Source organism: Constrictibacter sp. MBR-5 (assembly GCF_040549485.1).
Lineage (GTDB): Bacteria > Pseudomonadota > Alphaproteobacteria > JAJUGE01 > JAJUGE01 > Constrictibacter.
Genome location: NZ_JBEPTK010000008.1, coordinates 77013 through 103094 on the forward strand (window position 1 = coordinate 77013; position 26082 = coordinate 103094).

Sequence of the window (26082 nt, forward strand, 5' to 3'; positions counted from 1 at the left end):
GCGTCTCGAAGGGCGAGGGCCGGTCCGAACGCCGCGTGCGCCCCCGCCTGTTCCACCTCCCGCGATCCGCGTTACCCTGTCGCGGACGGGCCGGCGACTGCCGGCCTTCGGCTCGACGGCCGCCAGACGCCGTCGCCGCGGCAGGAGACGCACCCGATGGATCAGCCCCCGCTTCCGCTTTCCCGCTTCAAGGTCATCGACCTCACCGCGCACCGCGCCGGCCCGACCTGCGTGCGCCATCTCGCCGACTGGGGTGCCCAGGTGGTGCGCATCGAGCCGCCGGCCGGTGGCGACCGGGACGCGGCGGCCGGCAACCGGCACGGCTCGGACTTCCAGAACCTGCACCGCAACAAGCGGGCGATCACCCTCGACCTGAAGTCGGAGGAGGGCCGCGCGGTCTTCATGAAGCTGGCGGCGCAGGCCGACGTGATCGTCGAGAACATGCGCTCCAACGTGAAGTTCAAGCTGGGCGTCGACTACGAGTCCGTCGCCAAGGTGAACCCGCGCATCGTCTACGGCAGCATCTCCGGCTTCGGCCAGGACGGCCCCTACGCCACCCGGCCCGGCGTCGACCAGATCGCCCAGGGCATGGGCGGCCTGATGTCGATCACCGGCCTGCCCGGCCAGGGACCGGTGCGCGTCGGCATCCCGATCGCCGACCTCACCTCCGGCGGCTTCCTGGCCCAGGGCATCCTGGTGGCCCTCCTGGACCGCGAGGTCACCGGCAAGGGGCGCTGGGTCCACACCTCCCTGCTCGAGGCGCAGATCGCCATGCTCGACTTCCAAGCGACGCGCTGGACGATGGACGGCGAGGTGCCGCAGCAGGCCGGCAACGACCATCCGACCGGCATCCCGACGGGCGTCTTCCCCACCGCGGACGGTCACATCAACATCGCCGCCTCGGGCCAGGTCCTGTGGGAGCGCTTCTGCCGCGCCGTCGGCCTCGACGAACTGATCGACGATCCCGACTACAAGTCGCGCGAGAGCCGCTCGAAGAACCGCAGGGCGCTCAACGCGCGCATCGCCGAATGGACGGCACGCCGCCCGGCCGCCGAATGGATCGACCTGCTGACCGAGGCGGGCGTGCCCTGCGGCCCCATCTACAGCATCGACCAGACCATGTCCGATCCCCAGGTCGAGCATCTCGGCATGGCGCGCCCGGTGGCACATCCCGTGCTGGGCGAGATCCGGCTGGTGGCGCAGCCCAACAACATTTCCGGCTTCTCCAAGGACATCCGGAGCGCCACCCCGGAGCTCGGCGAACACACCGACGAGGTGCTGCGCGAACTGGGCTATGATGACGCCGCCATCGCCGCCCTGCACCAACGCAAGGTCGTCTGAACGAGACCGCTGGAGACCATGATGAAGCTCGACACCGACAAGATGCTGGCCGAGAAGGACGGCGCCACCGGCTGGATCACCTTCAACAATCCCGAGCGGCGCAACGCCATGTCGCTGGAGATGTGGGCAGGCCTGGAGACGGCGCTGGCCGCCTTCGAGGAGGACCCCGAGGTCCGCGCCATCGTCATGAAGGGCGCGGGCGACAAGGCCTTCGTGTCCGGCGCCGACATCTCGCAGTTCGCCGAGAAGCGCGCCAATGCCGAGGCGGCGGCCGCCTATGCCGAGACGTCGGAGAGCGCACGCCGCAAGCTCTCCTCGGTCACCAAGCCGCTGATCGGCATGATCCGCGGCTTCTGCATGGGCGGCGGCCTCGGCATCGCCATGAAGGCCGACGTCCGCATCGCCTCGGCCGACTCGATCTTCGGCATCCCGGCGGCGCGGCTCAGCATCGCCTACAGCTTCGACAATGTCCGCGACCTGGTGAACCTTGTCGGCCCCTCCTTCGCCAAGGACATCCTGTTCTCGGCGCGCCGCCTGACCGCCGACGAGGCGCTGCGCATCGGTCTCGTCAACCGCGTCGTGCCGGCGGAGGAACTGGAGCAGACCGTGCGCGACTATGTCGGCGCGCTGGCCGACAACGCGCCCCTGTCGATGCGCGCCTCGAAGGCTACGGTGAACGAAGTGATCCGCGACGCCGCCGAACGCGACATGGCCCTGATCGAGAAGCTCGGCCGCGACTGCTTCGACAGCCAGGACTATGCCGAAGGCCGCAAGGCCTTCATGGAAAAGCGCCGCCCGGTCTTCAAGGGCGCCTGAGAAGCGCCGCCCGAGAGGCGACAGCCTGCACGGGGGCGGTTCCAGCGGCCGCCCCCGCTGCCTACATAAGAGCCGCACATTCTTACGAGCCCCGCAAACCGAGACGCTGGACGCTCATGGACGAAGACGCCGCCAGTCCCAATGTCGTGCCGCTGCGCCCGCGCAATCGCGCCCGCCCGTGCCCGATCTGCGGCGAGCCGGTGCAACCGGCATTCAAGCCCTTCTGTTCCAAGCACTGCGCCAACAAGGACCTGCTCAACTGGCTGCGCGGCGACTACCGCCACGAGACGAACGAGCAGCCGATCGACATGGATGAAGAAAGAGACGTCTGACCGTCTGGACAAGCCCGTCCACGCTGTCTATAAGGCACGTCGCTCGCGCGCGGGCCCAGGTAGCTCAGTTGGTAGAGCATGCGACTGAAAATCGCAGTGTCGGCGGTTCAAATCCGTCCCTGGGCACCATCGCCTCATTTCACCCTATAGTCATCGACTTAGGTGGCCTGGAGACGTGTACCGTCCGAGGGCGAGATGTGTTCTGTCGATATCGTTCACGGCGGAACGGTCCTGCTCCAGAAGCCAGCCATGTTGGCAGTGCGGACACGCTAGCGCTCCCACGCGGCACGCGCCCGCTACCTCGGAAAGCGGCCTGCCCGGACATTCTGTCCGTGCACTGCCGCCACCCTCTTAATTGTTCCTCCAACCGGACCAGTTAGACACGGCGTACCCGCAACAGAGTTCCGGTGCGCCGCACCATGGCCGATCTCAACCGCTTCACCATCAGGCTGCGCCTGTTGGCCCTCGTCGCATGCCTTCTGGCATTCAGCGCCGCGTTGGGGACCTTCGCCCTCGACCGGATGCACCGGGTGGACGATCTCTCGCAGGAGTTGGCCGACCGCTGGCTGGTCAGCACCAAGTCGATCGCCACGGCCGAGGTGGCAGTCGTAGATGCCCAGAAGCGCTTCCTGCGCCGCCTCCTGACGTCGGGCGTCGAGGGCACGGCCGAGGCGCGTGGCTTCGCGGATGCCGCCGGACATGCGGAAGCGGCACTGGCCGCCTACCGCACGCACATCGCCTCCGAGACGGAGCAGAAGCTCTTCGACGAGGTCATGCGACTCTGGCAGGCCTACCGCGCGGCGACCGCCGCCGCCTTCGGCCAGCATGACGCCGCGGAAGCGGGAAGGGGAAGCGCCCCGGACTTCCGCGAGGCGGAGCGGTTGAATCACCGAATCGAGGAGACGATCGACAGGTTGCTGGCCTTCGAGGTCGCCGGCGGCAAGGCAGCCGCCGAGCGGGCCGACGCGATCTTCACCAGGAGCCAGCGCTGGACGATCGGCGCCATCCTTTTCGCCGTCCTCGCCGGCTTCGCCGGCGCCACCCTGGTCGTTCGCAGCATCACCGCCGGCATCCGCGCCGTCTCCATGCCGATGAGCGACCTGGCCAGGGGCGACCTGGACGCCGAGATCCCCTATCGCGGCCGCAAAACCGAACTCGGGATCGTTGCCGACGCCCTGCACGCCTTCAAGCTGGCGTTGATCGACAAGCGCGCCGCCGACGAGGCCGCCGCGCGGGATGCCGAAGCCAAGCTGCTGCGCGCGAACCGGCTGGACGATTTGACCCGCCGCTTCGAGGACCAAGTCGGCCGGCTCTCGCAGCTCCTGTCTGCCTCGGCCACCGAGATGGAGGCGACGGCGCAGTCGATGTCCGCCATCGCGGAGGAGACCGACCGTCAGGCGGTGGCCGTCGCCGCCGCCTCCGAACAGGCGTCCACCAACGTCCATACTGTCGCCGGCGCCAGCGAGGAACTGGCGGCCTCGATCCACGAGATCGCCGGCCGGGTCGCGCAGTCGGCCGAGATGGCCGCCCGCGCTGTGGAGCAGGCGAACCGGACGGACGCCACCGTGCGCGACCTCGCCACCGCCGGGGAAAAGATCGGCAGCGTGCTCGAACTCATCACCTCCATCGCGCGCCAGACGAACCTGCTGGCGCTCAACGCGACCATCGAGGCGGCGCGTGCCGGCGACGCCGGCAAGGGCTTCGCCGTGGTCGCCACCGAGGTGAAGAACCTCGCGGGCCAGACCGCGACGGCGACCGAGGAGATCGCCGGCCAGATCGGCGCCATCCAGTCCACCACCAGGAGCGCCGTGGAGGCGATCCAGGGCATCGGCGCGACGATCGAGCAGATCAGCCAGATCGCCGCCGCGATCGCCTCTGCCGTCGAACAGCAGCGTGCCGCAACGGAGGAAATATCCCGCAACGTACAGGAGGCCGCGCGCGGCACCCAGGAGGTCACCAGCAACATTGCCGGCGTGAAACAGGCCTCGGCCGACGCCGGCGCGGCCGCGAGCCAGGTGCTGAGCGCGGCAGGCGGGCTGGCGGAACAGTCCGAGACGCTGAACGACGAGGTTCGCACCTTCATCGACGGCGTGAGAGCAGCCTGAGGCGGAGCGGCGCCCCTGGCGTCCGCGGCGGTCTCGCAACGGCACACGCACAGCCGGAACCTTCACCGCCTTCATCCGTTCAGCGCATGTTCGATGGTCGAAGGAAAGAGCATGTCTGAAGAGCAGGCGGTCGTGACGCTGTTGAACCGAATGAAGAGCGTGCACGGCGACCGTGCCGGGGCGGAGTGCTTCGCCACCGCCGCATGGTCCGAGCGCCTGGGATTCTCCGAGGTCGCGCGTCTGTGGCAGGCGGCGGGCGAGCGCGGCACAGGACCTGCCGCCTCAAGCACCGGCACCGCCTCAAGCACCGGCACCGCCTCAAGCACCGGCACCGCCCCAAGCACCGGCACCGCCCCAAGCACCGGCACCGAATAGGACTTGGCACGCCCCCGTCAGCCCGGCGGCCTTCCCGACGACAGCCCTGCGCTGCACGCATATCTGCCCTGCAACCAGCAGCTCCGGGCTGCCCCTGCGTTGACCCGCCGGGCCGCGCGTGTTGCAACCGCAGGAGGCCGGTCCATGGCCTGCGCGTCAGAACGTCCCAATCGAAAAAGCTGGAGGGTGGAAAAAGTGCTCACTCGAATTACGATCTCTGCTGGCCTCGCCGTCGTCGCCTCGATGCTGGCTGCCGGTCCGGCCGCGGCGGCAGCGGGCAAGTACTGCGCCATCTACAAGGGCGACACGCTCACCACCGCCGCCACCCTCTCCATGGCAAAGCCCGCCGACTGCCAGAAGCGCGCCAAGCGTTCCGGCGGTGACGGCTATGGCCTCGGCTGCCAGATCGACGCGGGCGCGGTCCTCGCCACGGCGAAGACCCCGATCGATTCCGACACCCCGGTCAATCCGACCGACTGGCAGACCAGCGACCAGAAGGCCGCCGATGCCTGCAACAAGGAGTGGGGCAACGCGAAGAGCGGCGGCTGAACCTCGTCCCGGCGGCGCGGCGCGCCTAGGGGCGCGCCCCGCCGCTATCCGCCGCCCCGCGCTCAATCCCACTACGCTCCGCCGCCCGGCGGAAATACAGCACGGCATAGACCCGGAGGGCGGACACGAGGCTGCGCTGGCCGCGCGTCGCGTCGACCCGCGTGCACAGTTCGCTCATCGTCACGCGCTCGTGAGCGCAGATCTCCTGGAGGGCGCGCCAGATCTCGTCGTCGAGGCGGATCGACGTACGGCGGTCGCCGATCCGCACGCTATGGGGCAACTCGCGGCTCATCGGTCCTCTACGTTCCTGCGGAAACATCCTCGCCCGCGGATCGCTTTCGCCCGGAGTGTCGGAAGCCGTCACGTCCAGCGCGCCGTGTCCTCGCGGTCGGTTGCCGTGATCAACGTCGACGTGCTGACGGAGGTCCACGCGCAAAGGTCGTAGCGCCGGCTCAATTTCTCGCGAACTGCGGCTTCCGCCGCACCCTGGGGGATCTTGGATCGCTCCCAGGCCGCCAGATCGGGACGCCGCGTCAGCAGCAGGCTGCGTACATCGCCCCCCTCCGCCGCATCCAGGCAGCGCCACAGGCCGACGACCTGCGAATCGTAGGCCGCCTCGAAGCCCGGCCAGGCCGCGGCGCACAGCGACAGGAACTCGTCCCAGTCGGCTTCGGGCGTCACGAACCAGCGAAAGGCGTAGTTCCCCTGCCGGTGCGGCGCCTCCGGTCCCACCGGGCGCAGCGTCGGCACCATGGCGACGCTCTCTTCCATCCGGCAGTCGGCGACGCCGTCCAGCAGCAGGGCATCCGCCCCCGCCGCCGCATCGGCATCAGGCCAGACCGACATCGCCGTCAGTTCGTCGCGCGGCCGGCCGATCTGGCTGCGCCAGACGCCGTAGAGCGCGCCGCCCGCCGCCGCCGCCCGAGGCGCGCCGGCAGCGACGACCCGCTCGGCGACGGCCTTCCACTGCCGCGGCGCCGCTTCGATCCGGTGATGCACATAGACATGGCTCATCGCATCGTGCCCCGTCAGTAGTTCCCGCCGGGCACGCTCTCGTGCAGCGGCTTCACCCGCGCGTCCACCTGGCGCAGGCTGTAATAGTCGATCGCCGGCCGGAACGCGTCGTAGACGCGGCGCAGTTCGCCGACCGGCTCGTCGTGGACGTCGACCCGCAGGTCGACACGCGGAAACGGCTTGTCGGCATAGACCAGCAGCGCCGCCGAATTCTGCCCACCATGCTGGCCGCCGGCATCGCGCCCCGCCTCGACCGCGCGCATCAGGCGGTCCTCCAGCGGTGCGTCGGGCTCGGACTCGTAGCCGCGCTCGATCGCGTCCAGCACCGCCTCGCCGACCAGGACGTTGCCGAGTGCTATGAAATTGTCGCGCACATGGTGCCCGGCCCAGTCGCGGTTGTGCGCACCGGTGCGCGCCGCGGCGAAGCCGTCATCGTCGATCACGGCGAGCTGGCGATACTCGGCATACGGGTCCGCCGCGACCAGCGCCTCCACCACCGCCGGTGCCTTGTAGCCCTGGCGCAGCAGGCGGATGGCCATGTGCCCCAGCCGCGGGTCGGCGATCGCCATGATGGCGACCGCGCCCAGGCGCATGCGGACGTGCGGAACGCGCGCGCCCACTGCCAGCGACCGCGTCGCGGTCGCGATGCCCAGCGCCCCGGTGCGCGGGCAGCGCGCCACGGCGGTGAAGGTGTGGAACTCGGGGCCGGGCGGCGGCCCCGGGGACGGTTCCACGGCGCGCGGCATCGTCATCGCCTCACTTCCGCTCGATCAGCTGATAGAGGACGCCGTGTCCGTCGGCGGGATGGATGAAGACTTGGCCCTGGGTCTCGATGACCCGCGCCCCGTTCCCCTTCATCTCCGCGGCCGCCACCTTCAGGTCGTCGACCGCCAGCGCCACCAGATGGACGCCCTCGCCGAACTTGGCGAGCGACTTGGCGATGGCACCGTCGCCCAGCGGCTCGACGAGCTCAATGAAGCGGCCTCCGTCGCCCAGCGGCAGGATCGCGGCGCGCAGGCCCAGATGCGGCTGGTCCTCCGGCCCCTTGCTCGCCTTCATCCCCAGCTTGGTCTCATAATCCTTCAGCGTCGCGTCCAGGTCCTTCACGCGGACGACGATGTGGTCGATCCATTTGGGCATTTGGGCGGTCCTCCCGTTATTCTCGGCGGCTCGTCGTCCTTGTGGTTGCGACGGCCTGCGGAACCTCGATCTTCCCCCGCCGGGCCGGGTCTGTCCACAGAGGCCCCGACCGATGACCCGGCGCCCGAAAACGGCGTCCGAAAACGGCGCCAGCGGATCCCGCCATGATCGACATCCTCATCGTCGCCGCCTTCGTCGCCTACGCCGTCGGCTCCGGCATGCGGGCGCGGCGCGAGGCGTCGCGCGGTCCGGCGGACTATTTCCTCGCGGGCCGCTCGCTGCGCGGCTGGCAGTCCGGCATGTCGATGGCGGCGACACAGTTTGCCGCGGACACGCCGCTGCTCGTCGTCGGCCTCGTCGCGACGGCCGGGATCTTCGGCCTGTGGCGCCTGTGGATCTACGCCCTCGCCTTTCTGCTCATGGCCTTCGTGCTGGCCGGATCGTGGCGCCGCAGCGGCGTCCTGACCGATGCCGAGCTTTCCGAATTCCGCTACGGCGGCCGTGGCGCGCTCACGCTGCGCGTGCTGAAGGCGGTCTATTACGGCACGGTGGTCAACTGCGCCGTGCTCGCCATGGTCATGGTCGCCGCCGTGCGCATCGCCGAGGTCTGCCTGCCCTGGCACCTGTGGCTGCCGGCGCCCGTCTACGGCGTCGTTCTCGCCGTCGTGGACGCCCTCGGCCTGAGCCTCGGCACGCCCGTCACCGGGATCCCGCCGGAGATCGCCACGGCGAACGGTCTCATCTCGATCGCGCTCATCCTGGTCTTCACCGCCGGCTATTCGCTGACGGGCGGCCTGCGCAGCGTCGTCGCGACCGACGTCGTGCAGCTGGCGATCGCCCTCGTGGGCACGGCGATCTATGCCTGGGTCGTCGCCGACGCCGCCGGAGGGCTGGCGGCCCTGCCGGCGCGGGTCGCCGAAATCTACGGTGCGGCACGTGCCGACCGCCTGCTCGCGTTCGGCCCCGCGTCCGTCGGCGACCTGCTGTCGCCCTTCCTGGTGATCATCGGCCTGCAATGGCTCTTCCAGATGAACGCCGACGGCACCGGCTATCTGGCGCAGCGGTCGATGGCCTGCCGGTCCGACGGCGACGCGCGCTGGGCCGGCATCCTCTTCACCTGGACTCAGATCCTGCTGCGCAGCCTGCTCTGGCTGGTGATCGCGGTGGGCCTCCTGGTGATCTATCCGTTCAGCGCCGCGGACGCGTCGGGCGACGGTTTCGCCGCCTCGCGCGAGATCCTCTACGTCACCGGCATCGACGACCTGCTGCCGCCCGGCATCCGCGGCCTCGTCCTCACCGGGCTGCTGGCCGCACTGGCCTCGACCGTCGACACGCACCTGAACTGGGGCGCGTCCTACTGGAGCAACGACGTCTACGACCGGCTGATCTGCCGCCACTGGCTGCGCCGCGAGCCGCAGCGGCGCGAACTGGTGCGCGTGGCCCGGATCTCCGGCATCGTCATCGTGACGATCGCCCTCGCCGTCATGGCGCGGCTCGACTCCATCCAGGCCGCATGGTCGGTGTCGCTGCTGTTCGGTGCCGGCATGGGCTCGGTGCTGGTGCTGCGCTGGCTCTGGGAGCGCATCAACCTGCAGGCCGAACTGGCGGCGATGACGGTGTCGCTGGTCGCGGCCCCCCTGCTCCTCGCGGTCTTCGGCACGGATCCGGCGACGGAATGGATCCGGCTCGGATCGATGGCGCTGGCGACCACGGCGGCGGCGCTCGTCGCCGCCCTGTTCGGCCCCCAGACCGACCGCGAGGTCCTGCGTACCTTCTATCGCACGGTGCGCCCGCTCGGCTTCTGGCGCCGCACCGCGGCACTGGCGGGTGACGCCCCGGAGGCCCCGGTCCGGGCGCTGCTGCGACGGCTCGCCGCCGTGGCCGTCAGCGCCGCCTCGCTGTTCCTGCTGCTGGTCGGCATCGGCCGCGCGGCCGTCGGGACGCCGGGCTTCGGTGGCCTCGCCGAGTGGACGATGATCGCCGCCGGCACCGCGCTCGTTCCCGTGTGGTGGCGGGAGGTGCATCGCGAAGATCCGCTTCCGGCACCCGCTTCCGACATCCTCCTGTACGCGAAACGGCCCGGCACATAGCTGCCGGGCCATTTCATCGTCGATGGTCGCCCCAAAAAATTCGGGCCAAAAATTCGGGCCAAAAATTCGGGCCGAAAAATCCGGCCAGAAGCTCAGCCCGCGGGGGCGGCCTTCGGTGGCCGGCCGCGGCGGCCGGGCGTCTTCGTGACGGCCGGCGCGACGGGTGCGCCACCACGGCCCTTCTGGCCGAGGCCGATCTGCTTCGCCATGTCGGAACGCGCCTGGGAATAGGCGGAGGCGACCATGGGATAGTCGGACGGCAGGCCAAATCGGGTCCGGTAGTCTGCCGGCGACAGGCCGTGCGCCGTGGCGAGGTGGCGCTTCAGGGTCTTCTGATGCTTGCCGCAGACGAGACAGACCAGATAATCCGCATTGACGGAGCGCCGAATCGGCACTGCCGGTGTAACCTCGGTCACTTCCGCGGGACCCTCGTCACGCTGAAACGAACCGGAGACGCTCCGAATGATGCCTGGAAGCTCTGCGGCCGGCAGGGAATTGTTGGTCACATAGGCCGAGACGATCTGTGCGGTCAATTCCGCCAGCTTAGCCTCGTTGAGTTTGCTTACCGGTGCCGGCTCGTCAGACATGAACTACTCCGCCTCTACTTCACTAGGGTGTGCGCGGAGCAATAGCGCATATGCCGGCAAAGGCAATAGTCGTTTACGGACGCGCGGCAAAAAATCTACAAGACCGTCCCGGATTGATGACATTCGATTCATCTCGCACCGATACGCGGCATCTTTTGGGTGTATTCGTAACAATCGCGAACTCGATTGCGGCGCCGCGCCTGCAGGTCGGCCGGATGCCGTCCAGCAGGTGGTAACGACCGGGGCCACAGCCGCGGCCAAGTCGCTTTGGGCGGCGGCGGCGCGCTTTTCTGGACGAGCCATGCCGGAGACACTACCATTCGGCCATTCTGCAGCCGAAGCAGCGCCCGGCGGAAAGGAGTGAAGACGGCGCCGACGGAGAATCGCAAACGGAACAGTGCGCACGGCCGCCCGAAAGGCGGACCAGCGTCACGCGAATGTTCCATAGAACAACGTCCGGCAATCATCAACGCCCGGCGATCAGTCCAGATAACAGGGAGACGACTATGCTGACCGTTCTTCGACAGCCGGCGCGTGCGCTGGCGACGTTCGCCATTGCGACGGGACTGGCGGCCACCGCGTCCGTCGCACCGTCGATGGCGCAGAAAATCGAACCGGTGACGATCCGGCTCGCCGGCGACCACAGCCCGCCGCCGCATCCCGCCGCCATCGCCCAGGAATTCTTCAAGGAGCGCCTCGAGAAGGTGATCCCGGGCAGCACCGTGCGCCTCTACGCCGCCGGCGCCCTCTACACCATTCCCGAGGCGGTCGAAGCCATGCTCGACGGCAATCTCGAAATGGCGTGGGGCCAGTTCGGCAAGACTGCGCAGATCGACCCGTACATGAACGTCGTCGTGGGCCCGATGCTCCTCACGACGCCGGGTGCGATGAACCAGCTCGACTCGTTCGACACCATGGAGATGATCCAGGACCGCTTCGCCAAGGTCCACGGCATCAAGATGTTCGGTACCGGCCATCTCAGCATGTTCATGGGCGCCGGCGCCGGTAAGCGCCTGCTCGAGCCCAAGGACTTCCAGGGCCAGAAGATTCGCAGCATGGGCCCCGCCGAGAACGCGGCGCTGGCCGCCTGGGGCGCCAACGCCACGACGATGTCCTTCGGCGACGTGCCCCCCGCCCTGCAGACCGGCGTGATCGACGGCCTGCTGACCAGTCTCGGCGGCTACAACCAGATCAAGGACCAGGCGCCCTACTTCACCGTCGCCGGCATCAACGGCATCGTCGGCGACTATTACTGGGTCGGCGCCAGCCAAGTCTGGTGGAACAAGCTGAGCGACAAGCAGCGCGAAGTCATCGAAAAGCTGATGGTCGAGGAGGTGCTTCCCTTCCAGAAGAAGGTGAACTGGTGCAACGACAAGCGCGTCATCGACCAGTTCGGCACCGAGGATCCGAGCAAGCCCGGCATCTACATCATGCAGGCCGCCGAGCAGAAGAAGCTCGCCGACGCCCTGGGCGACGCCACCACCAAATGGGTGAAGAGCAACACCCCCGCCGACGCCGACAAGTGGGTCGACCGCTTCCAGGAGGAGGCGAAGGCCGCTGTGGAGAAGAACCCGCTGGGCGAGAGCTGGATCGAGAAGACCGACTGCTCCGAGATCAAGCCCTGGTTCGACCGCTTCAAGCGGACCTGACGCGCGCCTCCGGCTAACGCGCCCCCACTAGCGCGCCAAGGTCAAGGCGTGTCCCCTGGCCGCGCACCTGCAAGAGGTGCGCGGCCTCTCTTCTCGTCTTGAAGGACGGTGAGAACCATGGAGCGTGTCATCGACCGCACCTACCGCGTCATCCGCTTCGTGCTCGACTGGTGCGTCGGCTACGCCGCAGCGGTCGTTCTGCTCGGCGCCACCTGCTTCGCCATCGCGGAGATCATCCGGCGCTATCTCTTCGGCGTCGTGTTTCACTGGGGACAGGACGTCGTGACCTATTCCATCGCGGGATCGGTCTTCCTGTTCTTCGCGGTCACCCAGGCGCGGCGGTCGCACCTGGCGATGACGGCGGCGCTCGAATATCTCCGGGCCAGGGGGTTCGTGAGAACCGTTCTGGCCCTCCGCGTCCTCGTCACCACGCTGTCCCTGGCGATGTTCTCGGCCATCGCCTGGTGGGGCATACCGACCGTGGAGCGGACCGCCATGATGGGGCGCACCACCCAGAGCATGATCCTGCCGCTCTGGCCCTTCCAGGCCACCCTCCTCGTCGGCTTCGCGCTGATGGCGCTGGTGACGCTCTTCCACCTCTATCAGGACGTACAGGCGCTGCGGGGCAGGAAAGTCTTTCCCTGGGCACCGGTCGAAGAAGGGCTGGAGGTCTGATCCCATGGGAATAGTCGGCTCAGCCCTCTTCGCCCTGCTCACCATCGGGGCACCGATCGGCGTCGCCCTCGCGGGCTCGGCGATCCTGATGATCCTCTACGATCCGATCCTCTCGCCCAACGCCGTCTTCCGCGCCTTCTTCAGCTTCCTCGGAAGCTACACGCTGATGGCGATCCCGTTCTTCATCCTCGCCGGCTTCCTGATGGAGCGGACGGGGCTGATCGACAAGCTGTTCCAGTTCGCCGACGCGATCATCGGCTGGGTGCCGGGCGGCTTCGCCTATGCCACCCTGATCGCCGCCGTGCTGTTCGGCGCGATCTCCGGCTCCAGCACCGCCATGGCGGCGGCGATGGGCATGATCGCCTATCCGGAGATGATCAAGCGCGGCTATCCCGTCTGGATGTCGGCCGGCATCATCGCCTGCGGCGGCGGCATCGCCATCCTGATCCCACCCAGCATCACGCTCATCCTGTTCGGCGTCCTGACCGAAGAGTCGATCGTGAAGCTGTTCTTCGCCGGCTTCATCCCCGGTGTCATGCTGGCGATCAGCAACGCCGTGGTCATCCTCGGCGTCTCCTTCTACCTGAAGCTGCCGTCGGGCACCTTCAGCTGGGCTCAGCTCGGCAAGGCGACGGTCGAGGCGATCCCGGCCATCCTGATGCCGATCCTGATCCTCGGCGGTCTCTATGGCGGCCTGTTCACGCCGACCGAGGCCGGTGCCGCCGCCTGCGCCTACGCCCTCGTCTACGGCTTCCTGGCGAAGCCCAAGGCGTTCGTCCGCGAGCTGGTGCCCGCCACCTTCCGGGCGATCAACCTCACCTCGATCGTCTTCTTCCTGGTCGGCTGCGTCGGCGTCTTCCAGTTCCTGCTCGCCAACAAGGGCTGGCCGCAGGACATCGCCGACTGGGTGATCTCCCTCGGCCTCTCGCCGCTGGGCTTCCTCCTCGTCCTGGTGCTGGTCCTGCTGCTGCTGTCGATGTTCCTGAACGGCATCGCCATCCTGGTGCTGACCGTGCCGATCTTCTTCCCCGTGGCGAACTCGCTCGGCATCGACCCCATTCACCTCGGCATCCTGTTCGCCATCGCGATCGAGATGGGCGGCGTTATCCCCCCGGTCGGCCTCAACCTGTTCGCCGTCAGCGGCACCACCGGCGTCCCCGTCACCAAGGTCATGCAGGGTGCCGTACCCTTCCTGCTGACCGACGGCATCGTGCTGATCCTGGTGCTGTTCTTCCCGATCCTGGCCCTGTGGGTGCCCAACCTGCTGGTCACCTCGGTCTTCGGGAACTGATGCGACCCGGCGCCCGGCCCGCTTCGGCGGTGCCGGGCGCCGTCCGCTCAGATGAAGCTCATGCCGCCGTTCAACTGGATCGTCTGGCCGGTCAGATAGTCGTTCGACACGACCATCACGACCGCCTGCGCCACCTCCTCCGCCCTGCCGGCGCGGCCGACGGGAATGCGGCGGGCGGCGTCCTCGAGGCTCACCGGCATCATCTCCGTCTCGATCAGCGACGGCGCCACGGCGTTCACCGTGATGCCGTGCCCGGCGAGGCGCGCAGCGTAGCCGCGGGTCAGCCCCTCCATGCCCGCCTTCGAGGCGTTGTAGTGCACGCCGATGCCGCCCGCGCCGCGCGCCGCGCCCGAGGTGACGTTGACGATCCGCCCCCAGCCGCGCGACCGCATGCCGGCATAGACCGCCTGGCTGCACAGGAAGGCCGACTTCAGGTTGACGGCGATCGTCTCGTCCCAGTCCGCCTCGGTCAGTTCGTCCAGCCCGCGCTTCGCGCCGATGCCGGCATTGTTGACCAGGATGTCGACCGGCCCGAGCGCCGCCTCCACCCCAACCAGCAGCGCCGCGACCTCCGCCGTGCGCGAGACGTCGGCCGCGATCGCCACGGCACGCCGCCCGAGCGCCTGCACCGCGCCGACGACCGCGGCCGCCTCCTGCCCGCGTGCGCGGAAGTTGACCGCCACGTCCGCCCCGGCCCCGGCCAGGGCGACCGCGACGGCGGCGCCGATGCCGCGCGACGCCCCGGTGACCAGCGCCACCCGTCCGTGCAGGTCCGCCACCGCCGCCATGCCCGTCTCCCTAGAAGGCCAGATAGCCGCCGTCGACGTGCAGTTCCGTGCCGGTGATGTAGGAGGCTTCGTCCGAGACCAGGAACAGCACCGCGTCCGCCACCTCGTTCACCTCTCCGGAACGGCCGAGCGGCACGCGCCGCATCATCTTTGCGCGCGTCGCCGGATCGGCCGTCGCACCGGAGGTGATCATCGGCGGCATCAGGCCCGGATGCACGCTGTTGACGCGGATGCCCGCCTCGGCCTGCTGCACCGCGACCGCCTTGGTCATGATGCGCACCGCCCCCTTCGAGGCGTTGTAGGCAGGATGGATCTGCTTCTGGCCGACCACGCCGGAGATCGAGGACATGTTCACGATCGCGCCGCCGCCGGCCTTGGCCATCGCGGGCACCGCGTACTTCATGCCGTAGAACACGCCGGTCGCGTTGATCGCCATGATCCGGTGCCACAGTTCGCTGTCGAACATGTCGGTCGCGGCACTGCCGCTGATGCCGGCATTGTTGACCAGCACGTTCAGCTTGCCGAACGTGGCCACGGTCGCCTCGACCGCCGCCGCCCACTGCGCCTCGTCGGTGACGTCCAGCCTCTGGAACAGGGCCTTGCCGCCCTTGCCCGCGATCTCGTCGGCGACGGCCTTGCCCGGCGCCTCCAGCACATCGCCGATGACGACCGCCGCCCCCTCCTCGGAGAAGCGGCGGGCCATGGCCGCCCCCATGCCCGAAGCGGCACCGCTGATCAGCGCGACCTTGTCCTTCAACCGCATCTCGTCCTCCAGCGCTTCTGATTGTTTTCGCCGCTACTGTGACTCGAACCGGCCGGTGTTGCACCTGCCCCCCGCGCGACCTTACGGCGGCGCATGGCGCCGTTCCCGCCGCTGCTCTACCATTCGGGTGCGAGGGCCGCGCAGACGGTCCCGGCACCACGGAGGAGGACCCGGCGATGGCGACCATCCTGTTGATCCACGGGGCGTATCAGGGCGGCTGGATCTGGCAGCGCGTCGCGCAGGCGCTGCGCGCCGGCGGGCACCGCGTGCTCACGCCCACCCTCGACGGCTGCGCCGAGCGCCGCCACCAGATCCGCCCCGGCATCACGACCGAGACGCACGCCGCCGAACTGGCGGAGCTGCTGTTCTTCGAGGATCTGCGCGACGTCGTCATGGTCGGCACCAGCACCGGCGGCATGGTCATGTGCCGCACGGCCGAACTGGCGCGCGAGCGCGTCGGCCGCCTCGTCTTCGCCGACGCGCTGGCGCTGATGAACCGCGAGGCGCTGCCCGACGTTGTGACCCGCCGCAACGTCGTGAGCACCGACGTCGCCACCGGCCCGTCGCCCGAGGATGCCGCGACGCGTCTCTTCGCCGACCTGGACGAGGCGACCAAGGCCTGGGCGCTGCAGCGCTACACCCTGCACCCGATCGCCGCCATGGAAGCGCCGGTGCATCTCGACTCCTTCTGGGACCAGACCTGGCGCACCACCGTGATCTGGTGCCGCCACAGCCCCAACCCCCCGGTCACCCACCAGCGCCGCACGGCCGCCCACCTGCACGGCCACTGGCTGGAACTCGACACCGGCCACTACCCGATGCTGACGAAAGCCGAGGAACTCGCCGGTATGATCACGGCGGGGTGAAGGCGCCTACTGGGCCGGCGTCGCGCCGCCCGACTGTGGCTGCACAGGTCCGCCGCTTCCCGGCACGACGGTTGGCCCCTGAACGTCGAACCCACCCTGCGCCGGCGGCGCTTCGCTCCCCGGCAGGGGCTGTAGTCCGGCCGCGATGCCGCCCACGATCTGCGAGGTCGCGTCCGACGCCGAACCTCTGCCGCCTTCCCCGATGCGGCGCGCCACCACCGCCGGATCGCGCGGATCGGCCGCCGGTGCGGGGATCAGCGCGGCGGCGCCCGCCGCGCCGCGCGCTCCGTCCGCGGGGCGCTCGAACGCCAGCGGCGTATCGGGAGAGGCGCGATGGCGCCGGCCGTCCACCTGTTCGCCGAGGACCGGAGCCTTGTCGTCCGGACCCGCCTGGAGGATGTAAGGGGACGAAGCATCGGCCGGAACGGCGATCGGCTCGGGAATGTCGAGCGGACGCGAGACCTCCGCATCGGCGCGTGCCGGCGTACGGCCCGCAGCGGCTTCCGACGCGGGCGAAGAACCGCTGCACGACGACAGCACGACAGCGAGGCCGGCCGCGACGAACAGGCTCTTGATCAGGGACCGATGCATCACGCTCTCGCTACGAACCAGCGCACTCCGAGCGCGAGTATGAAAGTTGCAGAGGCACCTGTCACGCCGCGCCTCGCGCGTCGCCGGCGAGGCCGCCATCCTACGGCTTGATCTGGGTGATCGTGATGCTCTGGTGGCCCGACTGTACGATGTCCGGCCCGACGATGCCGTTGCCGACCTGCGTGTGAACCAACGTGTTTCCGTCGCCGACCTGCGCGCCGCTCATCGTATTGCCGTTGCCGATCTGGGTCTGGATCGCGAGGTTCCCCTGCCCCGATTGCGACACCGACGCCGTATTGTCTGTGCCAGCCTGGACCTGAAGGGTGGCATTGGCGGAACCCAGGGCCATGCCCTGGATCTGGCTGGCGAGCCCGCTGCCGCCGAAATCGAGCCCGCGCGCCGCGGCGGCAAAGCCGGAAGCGCCCGTGGCGCCGCCCGCGGCGGACGGCGGCGCCGAATTGGACTGCTCGACCGTCGCACGATTGCGCCGTCCCGTCTGGACGAGCGCCGCGAGGTTGGCGCCGTCGCCGCCGCTCTGCTCGATGGAGAAATCGTTGCCGGATCCCGCCGAGAACGTCAGCGCCGTCTGGTGCGCGCCGCTCTGACTGATCGACCCCGCATCACCCGCAGCGGCTCCGCCGCCCGGATTTCCGCGCGCGTCGATCGCAGCGTAGTTGTCGCTGCCGTTGCGCTGCGCGATCCGGTGATCGTGAAATGCGCCGCGCTGCGCGATGAGCGCGCTGCTCGAGGGGCTGCTCTCCTGGACGATCTCCGCCCGGTGCTGCTGCCCGACCTGCTGGATGTAGGCGATGCTCTGCGCCTCTGCGGGCGTATTGACCGATCCGCCGAGAACGGCCAGCGCACAAAGTGCTGTGGGGACGCCCGCCGCACGCATGATCGCTCCTCGTGAAACCCGGAGGCACGGGAGGCGGCGATCGCCGCCTCCCCAAACCGCTCAGTTCTGCGTCACCGTCACGGAGTGACCGGAACCGATCTGGCTGACCATGCTGTCGTGGCCGTTGCCGATCTGCGTCACCTGCGCGAAGTGACCGACACCACCAGCGACGACGTCCTGCTGAACGGTCGAGCTGTTGCCACCGCCGGCCTGCGAGACGGAGGCGTAGCTGCCGTCACCGAGCTGCTGTGTGTCGGAGTTGTTGCCGCTGCCCAGGCCGTTCCCGATCGAGCCGGTCGGGTACTGCTCGGTGACGGCCTCGTTGTCATTGCCGTTCTGGAAGATCGAAGCGCGCGAGCTGGTCATCCGGCCAGCACCACCGACCGTGGCCGACTGGTAGATCGTCGCGAGGTTGGTGTTGCCGACCTGCTCGATCGTGCCGTTGTAACGCTCGAAGGTGGACGCGGTGCCCTGACGGATCAGCGCCTCGTTCGAGTCGCCAGTCTGGTCGACTTCGGCCCGGCTGGCATGGACGCCGATTTTCTTCACTTCACCCTGGATCACATCCGAGGTGTTCGCGCTGCCGCTCTGATTGACGGTGATGATGCCGTCACGAGCCGCCGCCTGCTGAATGGCGTCCGAGATGTTCCCGCTGCCGACCTGCTCGACGAAGACGGAACCCCGCTGGCCGCCCTGGTCCACGAGCGAGTCGTTGCCCGCGGCACCCGCCTGCGTCTGACTCACCGTCGCGGTGTTGCTGGTGTCGGCCTGAAAGACTTCGCTTTCGTTGCCTGCCATCGCGCTGCCCATGCCGAGGGCGAAGACGGAGGCGCCGACGAGAAAGATCTTCTTCATGGTTTCTGCCCAACCTTCGTTCGTTGATGGATCCCGGTGCGCCTGCTCCGCACCAAAGTCCATGTCGCGACCCCGGAAGCTCCCGCGGCGGACCTGGACGTCATCGCTGGGCTGTCTGGCCGCATCCCCCCGCTCCCGACGGTAGTGCGTTAACAGCCGCTTAACGTCCGGACAGATTGCCGAAAGATACAATTTTCGAGAATTGGGTTCTTCCCGTACGTGCTACTACTTATGCTAGTATCCTTCGATAGGTCGTCGGCCGCGCCAGGAAGGTTCGAGCGATGGCCATCCGGCACACCACCGTCCGGCATCTGCGGTTCTCGGGAGGAGGAAGCGGTGTGAGCGCCATCACGCCGAACGGCGTTAATCGGTTGAACATTGGGTCGACGCCACAATCATCCTGAATCTGCGCCCGCTCGAACGGCGACGTCGAGCGGGCAGGTCGGCAAAAGATCGGGGATGGGAAACGACCCGGGGGGAGAATGATGTTGGAGATGACCGGCCCGATCCGCGAGGATCGGGTTTCTGTCGGCGACCAGACGTTCCGAAACCTTATCGATCGATCGGCCCAGGGCATTCTCGTCGAATGCGGCTCGCGCCCGGTCTACGCCAACGACGCCTGCGCCCGAATCCTTGGATTCACGTGCGCCTCCATGCTTCTGGACCGGCCCGACGTGGCCGGCCTGTTCGCCGACCCGGCATTGGTGGGGCGCACGGCGACCGGGCTCGTCGACACGCCGGGCGGCCGGACGCACAGCCGCATCACGGTCCGTGCAGATCGTCCCGACGGGTCGACGGCCTGGGTCGACCTCCTGATCCAGCCTACCCAGTGGCACGGCATCACGGCACTTCAGTACACCATCACCGACGTTACGGAGCGGCGCAGATGTCATGAGCGCGCCAGACGACTGCAGATGCAACTGGTCGACAGTGCGCGGCTGAATGCGATGCGCGAGGTCGCGAACAGCCTTTCGCACAGGCTGAACCAGCCGCGCGGCGCCATGCTCAACTATCTGAATACGGCCCGACGGCTGCTCCACCGCGACGCCTGCCCGCACCAGGTGATGCAGGTCCTCGACCGTCTGGCGGGAGAAGCCGACCGCGCCTACCGCGTGATCGCCGAGGTGGAGTCGGTGTTCGATCACGATCCGGACGAGATGCGGGCGAGCGACCTGCGGGGCATCGTCGAGGAGGCCGTCGACGCGGCGCGCGTCGACGCTTTCACGCGCAACGTCGCCCTGGACCTGGACATCCCGGCCGACCTGCCGGAGGCGGCGCTGATCCGCCCGCAGTTCCAGCACGTCATCCTGACCCTCGTCCGGAGCGCCGTCGAAGCGTTCGAAGACGAGCCGGTGCGCCGGGTGACCGTGAGCGCGCGCAGTGTCGGATCCGAGAAGATCCGCATCGAGATCGCCGATACGGTCGACGCGGCGCCGGCCCGTGCCGGGCATGAGCCCGGCGAACTCGAACTGACCGTCTGCCGGTCCATCATCGCCGCGCACGGAGGCCGCCTGGACCGCGGCGGAACGGGGACCTTCGCATTCACGCTGCCGGCGGTTGCACCGGCGACGGTCGGGGTCGGCGCCAGGGCCACGGCCGATGCCTGATCTTCCCAGCGTGTGCATCGTCGACGACGATGCCGGCTTTGCCGACTCGCTGCGCTGCCTGCTGGAGGCGGAGAATTACCGGACGCGGATATACGACGGCGCATTGCCGTTCCTCGACGACCAGGGATGGGTCGATTGCGACTGCCTGATCGTCGACATCCAGATGCCCCGGATGTCGGGGCTGGAATTGCAGGACAGGCTCGCGAGCGCCGGGCACGACGTGCCGCTGATCGTGCTGACCGGTCACGCCGACGTGCCGACCGCCGTGCGCGCCCTCAAGGGCGGCGCGCTCGATTTCCTGCAGAAGCCGTTCTGCGACGCGGAGTTCCTGGCGGCGGTCGCGCGCGCGGTCGACAGCCGCCGCGACGTCACGCTTCGACAGGCGGAGCGGGCCGCCGCGGCCGAACGCTACGCAACCCTGACACCGCGGGAACGCGAAGTTCTCAGCGAAATGCTGACGGGCGAGCCCAACAAGGTCATCGCGCACCGGCTGGGCGCCAGCCCGCGGACCATCGAGGTGCATCGCAGTCGCGTATTCCAGAAGATGGCGGTGCCCAGCCTATCCCGCCTGATCCGGATCGCCATGGAAACCGGAATCGGTGCCGACAGCGACGCGGACGAGGGCCGCAGGTAACAAGACGGAGGCGACGCCTCCCGCCTCAGCCGTCCCAGGACGTATCCCGGGCGCTCGTCTGATAGGCCCCCTGCTGCACCGGCTTCGCCTCGGCACTGGAGTCGTCGGGCGCCTTCCGCTGATCGCGGACGACCGTCGTCGGCGTCTCCTCCAGTTCGCGCAGCCGCTCCGGGTCGGGAAGCGCGGCGCTCGCGATACGATACTCCTCGATCACGCGCTGGCGGTCGCCGGGGTTCTGAAAATCCCACAGGCCCGCCATCGCGCCCTCCACGATCATCGAATAGACTGCATGCTCGATCGCCTGCTGCAACGCCACGAAACCCGGCTCGTTCTGGGTCAGCCCGGCCTCAATCTCCAGCAACTCCTTGAAAGCGACGAAGCGAAACACGCTGGCCGACAGACCGTAGGACAGGATGGTCTTCTTCGCCGAGACCATCTTCAGGACCTCGCCGGACTGCGTGCTCACCGCCCGAAGGCTGACCGTGACCGTGTCCTCGCGATACTCGGTGCTGCCGCCGATCCCGAGGTAGCGAGCCCCGGCCCCGCCCGTCAGCGTGTTGCTGTCGTAGCCGACGATGCCGCCTTCGAAGATGATCCCGGAATAGAGAAGCGGCGGCGGTGGCGGCAACTGCCGCCCGTCGCCGGAGAGATACGCCGCACGCGTCTCGCGGATGATCGCGCGCTCCTTGAGGAGCGAGTCCAGCCCCTCGCGCTCGAGCACGGTGAACCACTGCCCGTTGCCCGCATCCATCAGCGCCTTGGCAAGGACGGCGAGGCCGCCCTGGCTGACGGCGCGCGAATAGGACTGCACTGTCTGGCTCGGCTTGTACTGGCCGGTGAGGTCCGGATATTTGAAGACGGTGACCGGCACCTTGCGCGCCGGCGGCGGCAGTGCGGTCAGCGTCATCTGCATCGGCGTGCTCTCCACCGGTGCCGGCGGTTTCGCCATCTGCTGGACGGTACAACCCGAGAGGGCAGCGGCGAACAGGCCGGCGGCCAGCCCGCGCCGCGCAAGCGCAGATTTCATCAGATCGTCTCCCGAAAAACGATTGCGGCGCGGCGCCGATTAGGGGGTGAGCGTCGGAACCTGGATCTGCGTGCTCTCGCCGGTGCGATCGTCGAAGATCGTCAGCACGATGGATTCAAGGCCGCGCACGAACGTGATCGTCTGCTCGCCGAACTGGACGGTTCCGCTGTCCTGCGGGTTCGGCCCGAAGATCGCGTCGGTCACCTGGCTGGCCAGACCGCTCAACAGACGGCTCTCCAGCTGCCGCGCGAACAGCTCGCCCTGGCTCAGGCCGGCCGTCGCGGAAGACGAGCTGCGTGCCGATGGGTCGGTGTAGTCGTTCTGGGCATTGGCGATGCCGAGCAGGTGGCTGGAATTGAACGGGTTGCCGCCGAACGAAGGGTTCGTGAACTGGTGGACCAGTTCCCCTGCCACGGCCGGGACCGTCGCGGTCATGCCCACAATAACTGCGGCCGCGATCCCGCCGAGAAATCGCCCCCCGAAACCCTTCATCTCGAACCCTTCCCGCCTCGCTTCTTCGATGCAGCATGCTGCATCACGATGATCGTTTGAATCCGCGATAACCCGTATAGGGGCAGACTTACTAAACCACTAAGATAGGTTCCGGACGAACACGAACCGTACCGTGCGCCGCGCGTCCGGATCTTCGGAACGCGGGCCGCGGTTGCGGCAGCATGGAGACGGGCAATGTGGAAGCGTCTCGCAGTCGGAGGCTTGATTCCCGTCACGCTCGCCGCCTCATTCGGTGCAGACGGTGCGACAGCGGTGCGGCCGGAGCGTGAATACGTGCTCGGCGTCACGGGCAGCGACGGCACGACCTTTCGTGCGTCCTGCGAGATCGAGACCGCCGCCGGCGTGTCGACGGTCGAGATCGAGTCGGCGGTCCCCGTGACACGCGCGTTCAACGGCCGGGGCCTCTCCTGCAAGCTGACCCAGACGAGCGCCGCGGGCGGGATCACCGTGACGCTTCAGTCGCCGGGCGGCTCCCGCACGCGGTCCAGTACGCAGGGCGAGGGCAGCACCGTCCGGCTCGTCGTCAAATAGACGCGCGCCCTAAATCACCCCCCGCCGCCCCAGAAAATCCACCACCGCCCCCGCGCATGCGTCCCCGTGGGAGCAGGCGATGCCGTGGCGGGTGCCGGGGAGGACCATCAGGTCGGCGTCCGGCAGGCCGCGCTTCAGCGCAACCGCCAGTTCCAGCGGGATGAACGGGCTGGCGTCCGGGTGCATCAGCAGCACGGGGCACGCGATCGAGGGCAGTCGCGGCGTCAGGTCCAGCCCGACCAGCAGGTCGGCCAGCGCCAGTATGGATTCCGCGTCGCTCGCCCGCTGTGCGGCGCCGAACCAGGCGCGGTGCGCCTCGTCCGTCTGGCCGGGGGCGAAGCGCTTCTCCAGCATGTCGTCCGACCAGGCACCGAGGCCGTCGGCGGCGATGCGCTCGCGCCATGGGCGGACATTCTCCAGGCGCCCGCCCAGATGCGCCGTCGAGCAGACGGCCACCGCCGCGACCAGCGGGTTGCCGGCCGCCGCGGCGAGGCAGGCCGTGCCGCCGACGGACTCGCCCACCAGGACGATGCGCCCGGCGCCCGCTTCGCGCATCGTCGCCGCCGCCGCATCGCGCACCAGGCCGGCGATGTCGTCGAAGGTCCAGGCGATCGGCCCCGCCGGCCGGAACGACCGCCCGTGACCCGGCAGGTCGAGCGCCGCGGTGGCGAACGCGCCGCCGAGCACGCCGCGCCAGTCGTTCCAGATCGCCGTGTCGGCCCCGACGCCGTGCACGAAGAGGATCGGCGGCGCGAGTGCCGGCGACGCTGCGCGTGCAGACGCGAAATCCAGATATATCCGCCCGCCCTGAAACGCGATGTCCGTCATGTCCTCGTCCGCTCCTGCCCAAGCACCGACTTCTTTACTTGCACGGCCGTCGCCGCGCCCTGTAGTCTTCATGGACACAGGGAGAAGAATACCCAACGTACCCGCAATAGAAAGCGGCCGGACCGGCGCATGTCGAAAGACACGCGACCTCGACCGGCTCATAACACGGGACGGAGGTAAGACGCCATGGGCGACCCGGTATTGGAGGTCGACGACCTCGCCGTGCGCTTTCGTTTGAAGCGCGGCGCATTGACCGCCGTCGACGGTGTTTCGTTTCGCGTCGACCGCCGCGAGACCTTCGGCCTGGTCGGCGAGTCCGGCTCCGGCAAGTCGGTCACGGCGCGGTCGATCATGCGCCTCATCCCGACGCCGCCCGGCGAGATCGCCCGCGGCAGCATCCGCTTCGAGGGCGACGATGTCCTCGACCTCTCCGACGCCGAAATGCGCAGCCTGCGCGGCCGCCGGATCGCGATGGTCTTCCAGGAACCGATGAGCGCCCTTAACCCGGTGTTCACCGTCCACGACCAGATTTCCGACGCGCTGCGCACAAATCTCGGCCTCACGCGGCGCGAGGCGCGCGAGCGCGTGGTCGATCTGCTGGGCCTGGTCGGCATCCCTTCGCCCGGGCAACGGCTCGACAGCTACGTCCACGAGTTCTCGGGCGGCATGCGCCAGCGCGTGATGCTCGCCATGGCGCTCAGCTGCAATCCGGACTTTCTCATCGCCGACGAGCCGACCACCGCCCTCGACGTCACCATCCAGGCGACCATCCTGGAGCTGATCACCGAGATGATCGGCCGGCTCGACATGTCGCTGGTCTTCATCACCCACAATCTCGGCGTGGTGGCGCACGCCTGCGACAGGATCGGCGTCATGTACGCCTCGCACATGGTGGAGATGGGGCCAAAGGCCGAGATCTTCCGCAACCCGCAGCACCCCTACACCGTGGGCCTGCTGAATTCGATCCCGCGCCTCGACGCCCGGTCGAAATACCTGACGCCGATCCGCGGCTCGGTGTGCAGCATGCTCGACCCGCCGAAGGGCTGCAAATTCCACCCGCGCTGCGACCGCGCCATGGATGTCTGCCGGCGCGAGGCGCCGCCGATCCGCGAGATCGCCCCCGGCCACCACGCCGCGTGCCACCTGCACGGCCATGCGTGACGCCATGGATGCCGCGCTCCCCCCAGCAGCTCCGCCCGACGCCCTGCTGCGTGTCGCGGGGCTGACCAAGCACTTCATGCTGAACGCCGACATCTTCTCGCGCATCGCCGGCGAGAAGGTCCGGACGCTGAAGGCCGTGGACGGCATCGACTTCCACATTCGCCGCGGCGAGACGCTGGGCCTCGTCGGCGAGAGCGGCTGCGGCAAGTCGACCACCGCGCGCCTGGTGACCCGGCTGGTGGAGCCGACCGCCGGCGCGGTCGAACTCGACGGCGAGGACCTGCTGGCCTTCTCCCCCGCACGCATGCGCTCCGTGCGCCGGCGCGTCCAGCTCGTCTTCCAGGACCCGTACAGTTCGCTCAACCCGCGCAAGACCGTCTCGCACATCCTGTCGCGGCCGATGGAACTCCACGGCATCGGCGCCGGCACGATGGAGCGCCGCGCGCGCGTGCTCGACCTGCTGCACCGCGTCGGCCTGAGCGCCGAGCATATCGACCGCTACCCGCACGAATTCTCCGGCGGACAGCGTCAGCGCATCGCCATCGCCCGCGCGCTGTCGGTCGGGCCGGAACTGGTCATCGGCGACGAGACGGTTTCCGCCCTCGACGTCTCGATCCAGGCGCAGATCCTGAATCTCTTCCGCGACCTGCAGGAGGAATTCGGGCTCACCTACCTGTTCATCGCCCACGACCTCAGCGTCATCCGCCACATCAGCGACCGCGTCGCGGTCATGTATGTCGGTAAGATCGTCGAGACCGGCCCCGCCGCCGACCTCTTCGCCGACCCGCTGCATCCCTATACGAAGGCGCTGCTCGCCGCCGTCCCCGAGGCCGACCCCGACCGGCCGCCGCCGAAGCTGACCCTGAAGGGCGAAGTGACCACGCCGATCGACCCGCCCCCCGGCTGCCGCCTGTGCAGCCGCTGCCCGCGCGAGACCGCGATCTGCAGCGAGATCGCCCCGGAACTGATCCCCGTCGGGACCGGCCGACAGGTCGCCTGCCACAACGTCTGAGCCACACAGTCGGCGCTGTGCCGTCCCGCTCTCCACCGCGAGGCCCT

At 68.7% G+C, this 26082-nt stretch carries 29 protein-coding genes and 1 tRNA gene; 17 read left to right on the plus strand and 13 right to left on the minus strand.

Features of this window, described 5'->3' with window-relative positions; all coding sequences use genetic code 11:
- Positions 1-156: 156 nt before the first annotated feature.
- From ABIE65_RS16930 to ABIE65_RS16960, 7 genes are all read left to right on the plus strand, one after another.
- On the plus strand, positions 157-1341 hold the full coding sequence (locus ABIE65_RS16930; RefSeq protein WP_354079274.1) for a CaiB/BaiF CoA transferase family protein: 1185 nt from the start codon (positions 157-159) through the stop codon (positions 1339-1341).
- 21 nt (positions 1342-1362) lie between these two features.
- Entirely contained in the window at positions 1363-2157 is a 795-nt protein-coding gene (locus ABIE65_RS16935; RefSeq protein WP_354079276.1) for an enoyl-CoA hydratase, read from the plus strand.
- 116 nt (positions 2158-2273) lie between these two features.
- A complete protein-coding gene (gene yacG, locus ABIE65_RS16940; RefSeq protein WP_354079278.1) occupies positions 2274-2489 on the plus strand; it encodes a DNA gyrase inhibitor YacG in 216 nt (71 codons plus the stop codon).
- Between the two features lie 53 nt (positions 2490-2542).
- Positions 2543-2618 (plus strand) — tRNA-Phe (locus ABIE65_RS16945).
- A gap of 290 nt (positions 2619-2908) precedes the next feature.
- A complete protein-coding gene (locus ABIE65_RS16950; RefSeq protein ID WP_354079279.1) occupies positions 2909-4594 on the plus strand; it encodes a methyl-accepting chemotaxis protein in 1686 nt (561 codons plus the stop codon).
- Positions 4595-4705: 111 nt separating this feature from the next.
- Positions 4706-4969, plus strand: coding sequence for a hypothetical protein (locus ABIE65_RS16955; RefSeq protein WP_354079281.1), 264 nt, complete (start codon positions 4706-4708; stop codon positions 4967-4969).
- A 144-nt stretch (positions 4970-5113) separates the two neighbouring features.
- Positions 5114-5518, plus strand: a complete 405-nt coding sequence (locus tag ABIE65_RS16960; RefSeq protein WP_354079283.1) for a hypothetical protein — start codon at positions 5114-5116, stop codon at positions 5516-5518.
- Between the two features lie 25 nt (positions 5519-5543).
- On the opposite strand, the gene ABIE65_RS16965 is transcribed toward ABIE65_RS16960, so the two are convergent.
- From ABIE65_RS16965 to ABIE65_RS16980, 4 genes are all read right to left on the minus strand, one after another.
- Positions 5544-5810 carry a ribbon-helix-helix domain-containing protein gene (locus ABIE65_RS16965; protein WP_354079285.1) on the minus strand — a complete coding sequence of 89 codons (267 nt, stop codon included), beginning with the start codon at positions 5808-5810 and terminating at the stop codon, positions 5544-5546.
- Between the two features lie 68 nt (positions 5811-5878).
- Positions 5879-6532 (minus strand): hypothetical protein, encoded by a 654-nt coding sequence (locus tag ABIE65_RS16970; RefSeq protein WP_354079286.1) that lies wholly within the window; start codon positions 6530-6532, stop codon positions 5879-5881.
- Positions 6533-6546: 14 nt separating this feature from the next.
- Positions 6547-7284 carry a DUF1028 domain-containing protein gene (locus ABIE65_RS16975; RefSeq protein WP_354079287.1) on the minus strand — a complete coding sequence of 246 codons (738 nt, stop codon included), beginning with the start codon at positions 7282-7284 and terminating at the stop codon, positions 6547-6549.
- Positions 7285-7288: 4 nt separating this feature from the next.
- Positions 7289-7672, minus strand: coding sequence for a VOC family protein (locus ABIE65_RS16980; RefSeq protein ID WP_354079288.1), 384 nt, complete (start codon positions 7670-7672; stop codon positions 7289-7291).
- Positions 7673-7836: 164 nt separating this feature from the next.
- On the opposite strand from ABIE65_RS16980, the gene ABIE65_RS16985 reads away from it, so the two are divergent.
- Positions 7837-9762 carry a sodium:solute symporter family protein gene (locus ABIE65_RS16985; protein ID WP_354079290.1) on the plus strand — a complete coding sequence of 642 codons (1926 nt, stop codon included), beginning with the start codon at positions 7837-7839 and terminating at the stop codon, positions 9760-9762.
- Positions 9763-9854: 92 nt separating this feature from the next.
- Here the strand turns inward: ABIE65_RS16985 and ABIE65_RS16990 are convergent, their stop codons facing one another.
- Complete coding sequence (locus ABIE65_RS16990; RefSeq protein ID WP_354079291.1) at positions 9855-10349, minus strand: Ros/MucR family transcriptional regulator; 495 nt, start codon at positions 10347-10349, stop codon at positions 9855-9857.
- A gap of 506 nt (positions 10350-10855) precedes the next feature.
- Between ABIE65_RS16990 and ABIE65_RS16995 the strand changes: the two genes are divergently transcribed.
- The 3 genes from ABIE65_RS16995 to ABIE65_RS17005 all read left to right on the plus strand — a co-directional run bounded on the left by ABIE65_RS16995 (position 10856) and on the right by ABIE65_RS17005 (position 13964).
- Positions 10856-11998: a TRAP transporter substrate-binding protein gene (locus ABIE65_RS16995; protein ID WP_354079292.1), complete on the plus strand. Its 1143-nt coding sequence runs from the start codon at positions 10856-10858 to the stop codon at positions 11996-11998.
- A 117-nt stretch (positions 11999-12115) separates the two neighbouring features.
- Positions 12116-12673 carry a TRAP transporter small permease gene (locus ABIE65_RS17000; protein ID WP_354079294.1) on the plus strand — a complete coding sequence of 186 codons (558 nt, stop codon included), beginning with the start codon at positions 12116-12118 and terminating at the stop codon, positions 12671-12673.
- A 4-nt stretch (positions 12674-12677) separates the two neighbouring features.
- Positions 12678-13964 carry a TRAP transporter large permease gene (locus tag ABIE65_RS17005; protein WP_354079295.1) on the plus strand — a complete coding sequence of 429 codons (1287 nt, stop codon included), beginning with the start codon at positions 12678-12680 and terminating at the stop codon, positions 13962-13964.
- A 47-nt stretch (positions 13965-14011) separates the two neighbouring features.
- Here the strand turns inward: ABIE65_RS17005 and ABIE65_RS17010 are convergent, their stop codons facing one another.
- Together ABIE65_RS17010 and ABIE65_RS17015 are read right to left on the minus strand one after the other, a co-directional pair.
- Entirely contained in the window at positions 14012-14752 is a 741-nt protein-coding gene (locus ABIE65_RS17010; protein ID WP_354079297.1) for an SDR family NAD(P)-dependent oxidoreductase, read from the minus strand.
- 10 nt (positions 14753-14762) lie between these two features.
- Positions 14763-15515 carry a glucose 1-dehydrogenase gene (locus tag ABIE65_RS17015; RefSeq protein ID WP_354079298.1) on the minus strand — a complete coding sequence of 251 codons (753 nt, stop codon included), beginning with the start codon at positions 15513-15515 and terminating at the stop codon, positions 14763-14765.
- Between the two features lie 176 nt (positions 15516-15691).
- Here ABIE65_RS17015 and ABIE65_RS17020 point away from each other — a divergent pair, with 176 nt between their 5' ends.
- On the plus strand, positions 15692-16381 hold the full coding sequence (locus tag ABIE65_RS17020) for an alpha/beta fold hydrolase (RefSeq protein WP_354079300.1): 690 nt from the start codon (positions 15692-15694) through the stop codon (positions 16379-16381).
- 6 nt (positions 16382-16387) lie between these two features.
- On the opposite strand, the gene ABIE65_RS17025 is transcribed toward ABIE65_RS17020, so the two are convergent.
- From ABIE65_RS17025 to ABIE65_RS17035, 3 genes are all read right to left on the minus strand, one after another.
- Positions 16388-16972: a hypothetical protein gene (locus ABIE65_RS17025; protein WP_354079301.1), complete on the minus strand. Its 585-nt coding sequence runs from the start codon at positions 16970-16972 to the stop codon at positions 16388-16390.
- Between the two features lie 100 nt (positions 16973-17072).
- Positions 17073-17867, minus strand: coding sequence for a hypothetical protein (locus ABIE65_RS17030; protein WP_354079302.1), 795 nt, complete (start codon positions 17865-17867; stop codon positions 17073-17075).
- Between the two features lie 60 nt (positions 17868-17927).
- Positions 17928-18722, minus strand: a complete 795-nt coding sequence (locus tag ABIE65_RS17035) for a hypothetical protein (RefSeq protein ID WP_354079304.1) — start codon at positions 18720-18722, stop codon at positions 17928-17930.
- 494 nt (positions 18723-19216) lie between these two features.
- On the opposite strand from ABIE65_RS17035, the gene ABIE65_RS17040 reads away from it, so the two are divergent.
- Positions 19217-20329: a sensor histidine kinase gene (locus tag ABIE65_RS17040; RefSeq protein ID WP_354079305.1), complete on the plus strand. Its 1113-nt coding sequence runs from the start codon at positions 19217-19219 to the stop codon at positions 20327-20329.
- A complete protein-coding gene (locus ABIE65_RS17045) occupies positions 20322-20963 on the plus strand; it encodes a response regulator transcription factor (RefSeq protein WP_354079307.1) in 642 nt (213 codons plus the stop codon). The genes ABIE65_RS17040 and ABIE65_RS17045 overlap by 8 nt, the downstream gene beginning before the upstream one ends.
- A 25-nt stretch (positions 20964-20988) precedes the next feature.
- Here the strand turns inward: ABIE65_RS17045 and ABIE65_RS17050 are convergent, their stop codons facing one another.
- Together ABIE65_RS17050 and ABIE65_RS17055 are read right to left on the minus strand one after the other, a co-directional pair.
- A complete protein-coding gene (locus ABIE65_RS17050) occupies positions 20989-21990 on the minus strand; it encodes a CsgG/HfaB family protein (protein WP_354079308.1) in 1002 nt (333 codons plus the stop codon).
- A 39-nt stretch (positions 21991-22029) separates the two neighbouring features.
- Positions 22030-22482: a curli assembly protein CsgF gene (locus ABIE65_RS17055; RefSeq protein ID WP_354079309.1), complete on the minus strand. Its 453-nt coding sequence runs from the start codon at positions 22480-22482 to the stop codon at positions 22030-22032.
- 195 nt (positions 22483-22677) lie between these two features.
- On the opposite strand from ABIE65_RS17055, the gene ABIE65_RS17060 reads away from it, so the two are divergent.
- The gene (locus ABIE65_RS17060; RefSeq protein ID WP_354079310.1) at positions 22678-23034 is read left to right on the plus strand and encodes a hypothetical protein; all 357 of its coding nucleotides are present in this window, start codon (positions 22678-22680) and stop codon (positions 23032-23034) included.
- Positions 23035-23043: 9 nt separating this feature from the next.
- On the opposite strand, the gene ABIE65_RS17065 is transcribed toward ABIE65_RS17060, so the two are convergent.
- Positions 23044-23862, minus strand: a complete 819-nt coding sequence (locus tag ABIE65_RS17065) for an alpha/beta fold hydrolase (protein ID WP_354079311.1) — start codon at positions 23860-23862, stop codon at positions 23044-23046.
- 186 nt (positions 23863-24048) lie between these two features.
- Here ABIE65_RS17065 and ABIE65_RS17070 point away from each other — a divergent pair, with 186 nt between their 5' ends.
- On the plus strand, positions 24049-25023 hold the full coding sequence (locus tag ABIE65_RS17070) for an ABC transporter ATP-binding protein (protein ID WP_354079313.1): 975 nt from the start codon (positions 24049-24051) through the stop codon (positions 25021-25023).
- A 4-nt stretch (positions 25024-25027) separates the two neighbouring features.
- Positions 25028-26035 (plus strand): ABC transporter ATP-binding protein, encoded by a 1008-nt coding sequence (locus tag ABIE65_RS17075; RefSeq protein ID WP_354079314.1) that lies wholly within the window; start codon positions 25028-25030, stop codon positions 26033-26035.
- The last annotated feature ends 47 nt before the right edge of the window (positions 26036-26082 follow it).

Excerpts from the sequence above, each read along its gene's own strand:
- ABIE65_RS16985 (WP_354079290.1), top strand. The coding sequence starts at position 7,837 with ATGATCGACATCCTCATCGTCGCCGCCTTCGTCGCCTACGCCGTCGGC.
- ABIE65_RS17020 (WP_354079300.1), top strand. The coding sequence starts at position 15,692 with ATGGCGACCATCCTGTTGATCCACGGGGCGTATCAGGGCGGCTGGATC.
- ABIE65_RS16950 (WP_354079279.1), top strand. The coding sequence starts at position 2,909 with ATGGCCGATCTCAACCGCTTCACCATCAGGCTGCGCCTGTTGGCCCTC.
- ABIE65_RS16975 (WP_354079287.1), bottom strand. The coding sequence starts at position 7,284 with ATGACGATGCCGCGCGCCGTGGAACCGTCCCCGGGGCCGCCGCCCGGC.
- ABIE65_RS16990 (WP_354079291.1), bottom strand. The coding sequence starts at position 10,349 with ATGTCTGACGAGCCGGCACCGGTAAGCAAACTCAACGAGGCTAAGCTG.
- ABIE65_RS16960 (WP_354079283.1), top strand. The coding sequence starts at position 5,114 with ATGGCCTGCGCGTCAGAACGTCCCAATCGAAAAAGCTGGAGGGTGGAA.
- ABIE65_RS17060 (WP_354079310.1), top strand. The coding sequence starts at position 22,678 with ATGTGGAAGCGTCTCGCAGTCGGAGGCTTGATTCCCGTCACGCTCGCC.
- ABIE65_RS16930 (WP_354079274.1), top strand. The coding sequence starts at position 157 with ATGGATCAGCCCCCGCTTCCGCTTTCCCGCTTCAAGGTCATCGACCTC.
- ABIE65_RS17000 (WP_354079294.1), top strand. The coding sequence starts at position 12,116 with ATGGAGCGTGTCATCGACCGCACCTACCGCGTCATCCGCTTCGTGCTC.
- ABIE65_RS17045 (WP_354079307.1), top strand. The coding sequence starts at position 20,322 with ATGCCTGATCTTCCCAGCGTGTGCATCGTCGACGACGATGCCGGCTTT.
- ABIE65_RS17005 (WP_354079295.1), top strand. The coding sequence starts at position 12,678 with ATGGGAATAGTCGGCTCAGCCCTCTTCGCCCTGCTCACCATCGGGGCA.
- ABIE65_RS17015 (WP_354079298.1), bottom strand. The coding sequence starts at position 15,515 with ATGCGGTTGAAGGACAAGGTCGCGCTGATCAGCGGTGCCGCTTCGGGC.
- ABIE65_RS16980 (WP_354079288.1), bottom strand. The coding sequence starts at position 7,672 with ATGCCCAAATGGATCGACCACATCGTCGTCCGCGTGAAGGACCTGGAC.
- ABIE65_RS16955 (WP_354079281.1), top strand. The coding sequence starts at position 4,706 with ATGTCTGAAGAGCAGGCGGTCGTGACGCTGTTGAACCGAATGAAGAGC.
- ABIE65_RS17030 (WP_354079302.1), bottom strand. The coding sequence starts at position 17,867 with ATGCGTGCGGCGGGCGTCCCCACAGCACTTTGTGCGCTGGCCGTTCTC.
- yacG (WP_354079278.1), top strand. The coding sequence starts at position 2,274 with ATGGACGAAGACGCCGCCAGTCCCAATGTCGTGCCGCTGCGCCCGCGC.
- ABIE65_RS17035 (WP_354079304.1), bottom strand. The coding sequence starts at position 18,722 with ATGAAGAAGATCTTTCTCGTCGGCGCCTCCGTCTTCGCCCTCGGCATG.
- ABIE65_RS17055 (WP_354079309.1), bottom strand. The coding sequence starts at position 22,482 with ATGAAGGGTTTCGGGGGGCGATTTCTCGGCGGGATCGCGGCCGCAGTT.
- ABIE65_RS17075 (WP_354079314.1), top strand. The coding sequence starts at position 25,028 with ATGGATGCCGCGCTCCCCCCAGCAGCTCCGCCCGACGCCCTGCTGCGT.
- ABIE65_RS16965 (WP_354079285.1), bottom strand. The coding sequence starts at position 5,810 with ATGAGCCGCGAGTTGCCCCATAGCGTGCGGATCGGCGACCGCCGTACG.
- ABIE65_RS17025 (WP_354079301.1), bottom strand. The coding sequence starts at position 16,972 with ATGCATCGGTCCCTGATCAAGAGCCTGTTCGTCGCGGCCGGCCTCGCT.
- ABIE65_RS16995 (WP_354079292.1), top strand. The coding sequence starts at position 10,856 with ATGCTGACCGTTCTTCGACAGCCGGCGCGTGCGCTGGCGACGTTCGCC.
- ABIE65_RS17050 (WP_354079308.1), bottom strand. The coding sequence starts at position 21,990 with ATGAAATCTGCGCTTGCGCGGCGCGGGCTGGCCGCCGGCCTGTTCGCC.
- ABIE65_RS17040 (WP_354079305.1), top strand. The coding sequence starts at position 19,217 with ATGACCGGCCCGATCCGCGAGGATCGGGTTTCTGTCGGCGACCAGACG.
- ABIE65_RS16970 (WP_354079286.1), bottom strand. The coding sequence starts at position 6,532 with ATGAGCCATGTCTATGTGCATCACCGGATCGAAGCGGCGCCGCGGCAG.
- ABIE65_RS17065 (WP_354079311.1), bottom strand. The coding sequence starts at position 23,862 with ATGACGGACATCGCGTTTCAGGGCGGGCGGATATATCTGGATTTCGCG.
- ABIE65_RS17070 (WP_354079313.1), top strand. The coding sequence starts at position 24,049 with ATGGGCGACCCGGTATTGGAGGTCGACGACCTCGCCGTGCGCTTTCGT.
- ABIE65_RS17010 (WP_354079297.1), bottom strand. The coding sequence starts at position 14,752 with ATGGCGGCGGTGGCGGACCTGCACGGACGGGTGGCGCTGGTCACCGGG.
- ABIE65_RS16935 (WP_354079276.1), top strand. The coding sequence starts at position 1,363 with ATGAAGCTCGACACCGACAAGATGCTGGCCGAGAAGGACGGCGCCACC.